Origin of the sequence: Thermus sp., assembly GCF_040290245.1 — a bacterium.
Lineage (GTDB): Bacteria > Deinococcota > Deinococci > Deinococcales > Thermaceae > Thermus_A.
Window position 1 is genome coordinate 1 of record NZ_PSMQ01000033.1, and the last position, 7214, is coordinate 7214.

Below are 7214 nucleotides of genomic sequence, written 5' to 3' on the forward strand. Positions count from 1 at the left end.
CCCACGATGGCTACCCTCCTCCTACCCACGGGCCCCCTCCCAGGCGTAGCGCAGGATCTCCCCAGGGATGTCTACCCCGGTGGTGTGGACAGAGTTTTTGAACTCCATGGTGTGGTTGACCTCGTTCACCAGAAGGCCCCTTTCCGACTCAAAGAGGTCTATGGCCACCACCCCGCCCCCCACGGCCCGGGCCGCCCTCACGGCCAGTTGGGCGACCTCTTCCGTGAGAGGACAGTTTTCCGCCTGGCCGCCCCGGGCGGTGTTGGTGATCCAGTGCTGGCTCCGCCGGTAGATGGCCGCGATGGCCCTTTCCCCCACCACGAAGACCCGGAGGTCCCGCCCGGGTTTTTCCACGTACTCCTGGAGATAGAGGAGCTGGTGCTGGAACCCCCCCAGAACCTCCTTATGTTCCAGGATGGCCTCCGCGGCCTCCCGGTCGGTGATCTTGGCCAGGAGCCGGCCCCAGCTTCCGATGACCGGTTTCAGGACCACCGGGTAGCCCCAGGCCTCCATGAGCCTTAGGGCCTCCTCGGCATCCGTAAGGAGGGCGGTTTTGGGCTGGGGCAGCCCCGCCTTTTCCAGGGCCACGCTCGTGGTCCACTTGTCCCCGCAGGTCTCAATGACCTCGGGGCGGTTGACCACGGGGAGGCCCAAGGCGGTCAGGTACCGGGCCACGGCCAGGCCCCTGGTCTGGCTCACGCACCGCTCCAGGGCCACCGTGACCCCCTCGAGCTCTTTGGGCCTTTCACCCAGGACCATCTGCAGGGCGGGGGCATAGACCTTCTTAAAGGGGATGCCCAAGGCCTCCGCTCGCTCGAAGAGCATCCGCTCGTCCGGGCGGATACGGTCGTACAGGATCGCCAGCACCTACTCTCCCCAGTCCTCCGCCTCCTCGGGGGCGGGCTCGAGCCTCAAGGGGTTTAGGTCCACCACCTCGAGCTCCGCGCCGCAGGCCTCGCAGATCACCAGCTCTCCGAGCTCCGGGTTGTCCAGATGGATCTCGCTACCGCACTCCAAGCAGGTTGCTACCATTCCTCGTCCTCCTCTTCCACCTCGCTCCAGTCTGGAGTAAAGGTGAAACCGCACTCGGGGCAGGTGGCCTCCTCCTCCCCCTCCTCCAGCTCAAAGGTGTAGCCGCACCGGGGGCAGTCCACGAAGAAGCCCTCCAGCCCTTCCTCCACCACCTCCACCTCCAGAGGGTCCAGAGAGACCACCTCGAGGTAGGCCCCACAGACCTCGCACTCCAGAACGGCCCCTTCCTCCACCTCCAAAAGATCCTCCGCCAGCACCAGGCTGGTCTCGCCGCACACCGGGCAGGTCAGCTCTAGGTCGCTCACACACACCCCCCTGCCCTTACTCTACCCCTCTTCCCCCGGGAAACGGCCGTGCTTCTTGTAGTACTCGAGAAGGGAACCTTCCTTCAGCGCCTCCAGGAGGAAGGCGGGGGGCGGGACCAGCTGGTACGCCCTTTCTCCCTTCCAGAGGGTACCCGTGGCCAGGTCCAGGCTCACCTCGTCTCCGTCCTCTAACGCATCGACCACCTCCTCCGACTGAAAGGGCACGATGCCCAGGTTGACCAGGTTTCGGAAAAAGATGCGGGCGTAGCTTTTCGCGATGATCGCTTGCACGCCCAGCTTCTTCAGGGCCTCCGGGGCGTACTCCCGGCTCGAGCCAAGCCCCGCGTTCTTGCCCATGACCAGGATGTCCCCGGGCCGGACCGCCTTGGCGAACTCCGGCCTCAGGTGGGCGAAGGCGAAGGTGTGGAACCGATCCTCCCCCACCATGAAGGGCGCGTACTTGCCCGGAAGGATGTCGTCCGTGCTGATGTTGTCTTCAAACTTCCAGACCCTAGGCATCCAGATCCTCCGGCGTGGTGAGATAGCCCGCCACCGCGCTGGCCGCCGCCACGCGGGGGCTCACCAGGTAGATCTCGGCCTCCGCCGCCCCCATCCGGCCCCGGAAGTTGCGGTTGGAGGTGGAGACGCAGACCTCCCCGGGGGCCAAAACCCCCATATGCCGCCCCATGCAGGGGCCGCAGCCGGGGGTGCCAAGGGTGGCCCCCGCCTCCAGGAGCGTGAGCAGGGTACCGTCCCTCGCCGCCTCCTCCAGGACCTGGCTCGAGGCGGGCACCACCAGAAGCCGCACCCAAGGGGCCACCTTCTTCCCCCTTAGGACCTCGGCGGCGGCCCTCAGGTCCTCGAGGCGGCCGTTGGTGCAGGTTCCGATGAAGACCTGGTCCACCCGTTTGCCCTTGACCTCGGCCACCTCATGCACGTTGTCCACATGGAAGGGCACGGAGACCCGGGGGGTCAGGGTGGAGAGGTCCACCTCAATCTCCTTTTCGTACTCGGCGTCCGGGTCGGGGTAGAGCCAGTCGGGAACCCAGTACATTTCCAGGATCTCTCCGGAGGGGACCACGAGCCCCGCCTTGGCCCCCGCCTCCACGGTAAGGTTGGCCAGGGTCATCCGCTCCCCTCGGCTTAGGGCTTCCGCCCCGTCCTTAAGGTGGATCTCCACCGCCATGTAGGTGGCCCCGTCCGCGGTGAGGAGGCGGACCATCTCCAAGGCGGCGTCCTTGGCGGTAGCCCCTGGGGGTAGGGTTCCTCTGAAGGTGACCTTGATCGTCTTAGGCACCTTGAGCCAGGTCTTTCCCGAGGCCGCGGCCAGGGCGATGTCCGTGGCCCCCATGCCCGTTCCAAACGCCCCCACCGCCCCGTAGGTGGTGGAATGGGAGTCCGAGCCCACCACCACCCAGCCCGGTTGGGCCAGCCCCTCCTCCACCAACACCTGGTGGCAGACCCCTCGGCCCACGTCGAAGACCCGGATGCCCCACCTTTTCCCCCACTCCCGGATCTCCTTCTGGGCCTTGGCCACCTCGAGGTTGGCCGCGGGGGCCACGTGGTCGATGACGATGGAGACCCGTTCCGGATAGCGGGGGGTGGCCTGGAGGTAGGCGAGGCGCTTGAAAAAACTCCCCGCGATGGAGTCCACCACCATCACCTGGTCCACCTCCACCACCACAAGCTCCCCGGCCTTGACCGGCCTTTTCGCCTTATGCGAGAGGATCTTTTCCGCTAAGGTCTGCCCCATCCTTAAACCCCCTTAAGCCGTCACCCACTCCCTCAGGATCCGGTCCAGCTCCTCGAGGGTGAGCTGCCCCCGGTCGGCCAGGGCCTTGATGTGGTGGGTGATCCGGACGAGCTCCTCCTCCCCGTAGTGGAGGCCAAGCTCCTGGGCCCGGGCCTTGATGGCGTGGCGGCCCGTGAGCTTGGAAGCGATGATCAGCTTCCGCCTCACCCCGAAGACCTCGGGCGGGTAGGGCTCGTAGGCCTCGGGGTTGAGGTAGATGGCCTTGAGGTGCATCCCTGCCTTGTGGCTAAAGGCGGTCTCCCCGGTGATGTAGTTGTTGAAGGGGATCTCGATCCCGGTCAGCTTGGCGATCATCCGGTCCAGCTCGGGGAGCATCTCTAGCCGGTACTTCCTCCGCACATACTCGGGCTGGAGGGTGTACATCCGGGCGAGGAACCCTCCCAAAGGAGTGATGCCGTTCCGTTCCCCGATTCCCAGGATGGTCGTGTCCACATGGGTGGCCCCGGCCTCTATGGCTTCAAAGGCGTTGGCAATGGCGCATCCCGTGTCATTGTGCCCGTGAAACTCGATGTCCACCCTGGGCCCCACCACCCGCCTGACCTCCCGCACCAGGGCGTAGACCTGCCTGGGGGTGGCCACCCCCACGGTGTCCGCCAGTCCCACCCGGTCCACATGGGGGGCGATGGCCTCGTAAACGGCCAGGAGGTCGTGTTCGTCCGAGCGGAAGGTGTCCTCGGCGGAGAAGCGGACCTCCACCTCGGGGTTGGTTTCCCGGATGAACTGGATGACTTCGCGGGCCTCCTCGATGATGCGGGGGATATCCCGGCCGTGGGCCGCCCGCAGGTACTTGCTCGTCCCGAAGAGGAGGTCTATTCCCTGAACGCCCGTTTCCAGGGCCACCTTGGCCGCGTCCAGCCGGGTCTGGATATGGGTCACCACCTTGGCCCTGAGGCCCAAGGTGGCCAGGACCTCCGCGTCCTTGCGGGACTGGGGGGAGGCCATAGGGGTGGTGACCTCGATGTACTCCACCCCAAAGGCATCCAGGGCCTTGGCAATCTCAATTTTATCCTGGGTGGAAAAGTTGGCCTTTTCAAACTGTTCGCCTTCCCGCAGGGTGGAGTCTATGATGGCCCATTCGCGCATACGCCCTCCCAAAAAGAAAACCGGCCCGAACCCGGGCCGGGGAGGTGCAGGAAGCCTAAAGGGCTATCCCGCCCCTCCCCGCCTGAGTTTTTTCTCCCGGGCCAGCATCCTGAACGCAATCATATACAAAAGCCCCCCTTTTGTCAACGGCCAAACCGCCTCTCCCGGGCCTGGTAGCTCCGTAAGGCCCTGAGGAAATCGATTTTTCTGAACTCGGGCCATAGGACATCCACGAAGTAAAACTCGCTATAGGCCGACTGCCAAAGGAGAAAGCCGGAAAGGCGGATCTCTCCCGAGGTGCGGATGATGAAGTCCGGGTCGGGAAGGTCGGCGGTGTAAAGCCGCCGGGCGATCGCCTCCGGCGTGAGCGTGCGGGCCAGATCCGCGAGGGAACGGCCCTCGGCCTCCGCTTCAAAGAGGAGTTTTTTCACCGCATCCACGATCTCTTCCCGCCCCCCATACCCCATGGCGATGTTCAGGACCATCCCCCTGTGGTGCCGGGTCCTGCCCTCCAGCTCCTCTAAAGCCCTTAAGACCTCTTCGCTAAACCCCTCCCGGCGGCCGATGACCCGCACCTGGACCTGGTGGGCGTGGATGCGGTGGTCCTCCGCCATCTTCCGGGCTTCCTCTACGAAGAGGCGCATCAGGGTATCCACCTCCTCCTTGGGCCGGTGGAAGTTGTCCGTGGAGAAGACCCAGACGGTGACGGTCCTTATGCCGAGCTCGAGGCACCATTCCAGCACCTCGTACGCCTTGTGCACGCCGAAGGCATGCCCCTGGGCGGGGGAGAGGCCCAAAGTGCGGGCGTAGCGCCGGTTCCCGTCCAGGATGAGACCCAGGTGGCGGGGCATGGGGCCCCGCTTCACCTCCTTTAGGAGGCGGCGCTCGTAGTACCAGTAAAGGGGGCGGCTTAGGGCCAAAAGGCGGCGCACCACGTCCCCTACCTTACCCCCTAAAGATGAGAACTCCAGGTCATGAGTAGAGTTCCCGGGCAATGATCAGGCGCTGGATCTCGCTGGTCCCCTCGTAGATCTCTGTGACTTTGGCATCCCGGTAGTACCTTTCCACCCGGTACTCCCGGCTGTACCCGTAGCCACCCAGGATCTGGACCGCCCAGCGGGTGACCTCCACCGCGGTCTCGGAGGCGAAGAGCTTGGCGGTGCTGGCCTCGAGGGTGAAGCGTTCCTTACGGTCCTTCTTCCTGGCGGCCTCGAGGACCAAGGCCCGGGCGGCCTGGATCCGCACGTGCATATCCGCCAGCCTAAACCCGACCCCCTGGAAGGTCCGGATCTTCTGTCCGAACTGGACCCGCTCGTCCGCATACCGCTTAGCGATTTCAAAGGCGGCCCGGGCGATGCCCACCGCCTGCGCGGCCACCCCCACCCGGCCCGAGTCCAATCCGGAAAGGGCGTAGCGGAGCCCCTTGCCCTCCTCGCCCAGCAGGTTCTCCTCGGGCACAAAGACCCCTTCCAGCCGCACTTCCCGGGTCTGGGCTGCGTGCAGACCCATCTTCTCCTCCAGCGCGCCGAAGGAGAGGCCCGGGGTGTCCTTCTCCACCAAAAAGGCGCTGATGCCCTTTTCCGTCCGGGCCATGACCACATAGAGCTGGGCCTGGCCGGCGGAGGTGATCCAGCTTTTGACCCCACTTAGGAGGTACCCACCCCTGACCCTCTCCGCCCTTGTGCGCAAGGAGGCCGCGTCTGAACCCGACTCTGGCTCGGTGAGGCAGAAGGCCCCGATCCATTCCCCCCGGGCCAGGGGCAGGAGGTAGCGACGCCTCTGTTCATCCGTTCCATAGTGGAAGAGCAGGTACTGGGGCAGGCCCGAGGTCACCGAGACGATCACCGCCACGCTGGGGTCGGCGGCAGCGATCTCCTCGAGGACCAGGGCCCAGGTGACGGAGTCCAGCCCCACCCCGCCCCACTCTTCGGGAGTCGTCATCCCCAAAAACCCCAGCTCGGCCAAGGCCCTAAGCTGGGGCCAAGGGTACTCCCCCGTGCGGTCGTACTCCGGGGCCAGGGGCCATAGGACTTCCTCGGCCACCCGCCTGGCCGTTTCCAGGACGAGCCTCTGCTCCGGCGTGAGTTCGGGTGTTTCCCAGGCGATCACATTCCTATCGTATCACCGCCTTAGGGAGAAAAAGCGTCACGCTTCCGCGTACAGGGGGGTGGTCAGGTACTTCCACCCCCCGTCCGGGCTGATGCAGGCCACCCGCTTCCCGGGGCCAAGGCGCCGGGCCACCTCCAAGGCGGCCCATACGATCCCTCCTGAGCTCATGCCCAGAAAGAGCCCCTCCTCCCGGGCCAGCCTCCTGGCCAGAGGGAAGGCGTCCTCCTCCCAGACCTGGATGACCTCGTCCAAAAGGCTAAGGTCCAGGTTTTCCGGTATGAACCCGGGCCCCATCCCCTGGAACTGGTGCTGGCCCATCTTCCCGCCGGAGAGCACGTTGGAGCGGGCGGGTTCCACCGCGATCACCTTGACCTTGGGCAGCCGCTCTTTGAGGTAGCGCCCTACCCCACTGATCGTTCCCCCGGTGCCCGAGCCATAGACAAAGGCATCGATGCGGCCCTCCAAGGCCTCAAAGAGCTCCGGTCCTGTGGTCTCGTAGTGGGCCCGGACGTTGGCCGGGTTGGAGAACTGGTCGGGCATATAGGCCCCGAGCTCCTCCTTAAGCCGCAAGGCCTCCTCCCGGGCGGCGAGCATCCTCCGTTCGGGGTCGGTGAGGACGAGCTCCGCCCCGAAGGCCCTTAAAGTGCGCTTCCGTTCCTCGGACATCTGGGCCGGCATGGTCAGGATGAGGCGGTAGCCCCGGCTGGCGGCGATCATGGCCAGGCCGATGCCGGTGTTTCCGCTCGTGGGCTCCACGATGGTCTGGCCGCTAAAGGGTTTCAGGATCCCCCTTTCCTCCGCGTCCTTGATCATGTACCAGGCGGGCCGGTCCTTGATGGAGCCCCCCGGGTTTAAGCCCTCCAGCTTGACAT

General features: G+C 65.4%; 9 protein-coding genes. All 9 read right to left on the reverse strand.

The window, feature by feature from the left end; genetic code table 11:
• Window positions 1–21: 21 nt before the first annotated feature.
• Complete coding sequence (lysX, locus tag C4301_RS06025) at window positions 22–867, reverse strand: lysine biosynthesis protein LysX (RefSeq protein WP_352414203.1); 846 nt, start codon at window positions 865–867, stop codon at window positions 22–24.
• Window positions 868–1032, reverse strand: coding sequence for a lysine biosynthesis protein LysW (lysW, locus tag C4301_RS06030; protein ID WP_352414204.1), 165 nt, complete (start codon window positions 1030–1032; stop codon window positions 868–870). It lies immediately after the preceding gene.
• Complete coding sequence (locus C4301_RS06035; protein ID WP_352414205.1) at window positions 1026–1337, reverse strand: paraquat-inducible protein A; 312 nt, start codon at window positions 1335–1337, stop codon at window positions 1026–1028. Before C4301_RS06035 ends, lysW begins: the two co-directional genes overlap by 7 nt.
• A 21-nt stretch (window positions 1338–1358) precedes the next feature.
• Window positions 1359–1856 (reverse strand): LeuD/DmdB family oxidoreductase small subunit, encoded by a 498-nt coding sequence (locus tag C4301_RS06040; protein ID WP_352414206.1) that lies wholly within the window; start codon window positions 1854–1856, stop codon window positions 1359–1361.
• The gene (locus C4301_RS06045; RefSeq protein WP_352414207.1) at window positions 1849–3090 is read right to left on the reverse strand and encodes a 3-isopropylmalate dehydratase large subunit; all 1242 of its coding nucleotides are present in this window, start codon (window positions 3088–3090) and stop codon (window positions 1849–1851) included. The genes C4301_RS06040 and C4301_RS06045 overlap by 8 nt, the downstream gene beginning before the upstream one ends.
• A gap of 12 nt (window positions 3091–3102) precedes the next feature.
• Window positions 3103–4233 carry a homocitrate synthase gene (gene lysS, locus C4301_RS06050; protein ID WP_352414208.1) on the reverse strand — a complete coding sequence of 377 codons (1131 nt, stop codon included), beginning with the start codon at window positions 4231–4233 and terminating at the stop codon, window positions 3103–3105.
• Between the two features lie 143 nt (window positions 4234–4376).
• Window positions 4377–5168, reverse strand: a complete 792-nt coding sequence (locus tag C4301_RS06055; protein ID WP_352414209.1) for an isoprenyl transferase — start codon at window positions 5166–5168, stop codon at window positions 4377–4379.
• A 37-nt stretch (window positions 5169–5205) separates the two neighbouring features.
• Window positions 5206–6339, reverse strand: a complete 1134-nt coding sequence (locus tag C4301_RS06060; RefSeq protein ID WP_352414221.1) for an acyl-CoA dehydrogenase family protein — start codon at window positions 6337–6339, stop codon at window positions 5206–5208.
• A 39-nt stretch (window positions 6340–6378) separates the two neighbouring features.
• On the reverse strand, window positions 6379–7214 hold an 836-nt coding region (gene cysK / locus C4301_RS06065; protein ID WP_352414210.1), incomplete at its 5' end, for a cysteine synthase A.

Excerpts from the sequence above, each read along its gene's own strand:
- lysW (WP_352414204.1), bottom strand. The coding sequence starts at position 1,032 with ATGGTAGCAACCTGCTTGGAGTGCGGTAGCGAGATCCATCTGGACAAC.
- C4301_RS06040 (WP_352414206.1), bottom strand. The coding sequence starts at position 1,856 with ATGCCTAGGGTCTGGAAGTTTGAAGACAACATCAGCACGGACGACATC.
- C4301_RS06045 (WP_352414207.1), bottom strand. The coding sequence starts at position 3,090 with ATGGGGCAGACCTTAGCGGAAAAGATCCTCTCGCATAAGGCGAAAAGG.
- lysS (WP_352414208.1), bottom strand. The coding sequence starts at position 4,233 with ATGCGCGAATGGGCCATCATAGACTCCACCCTGCGGGAAGGCGAACAG.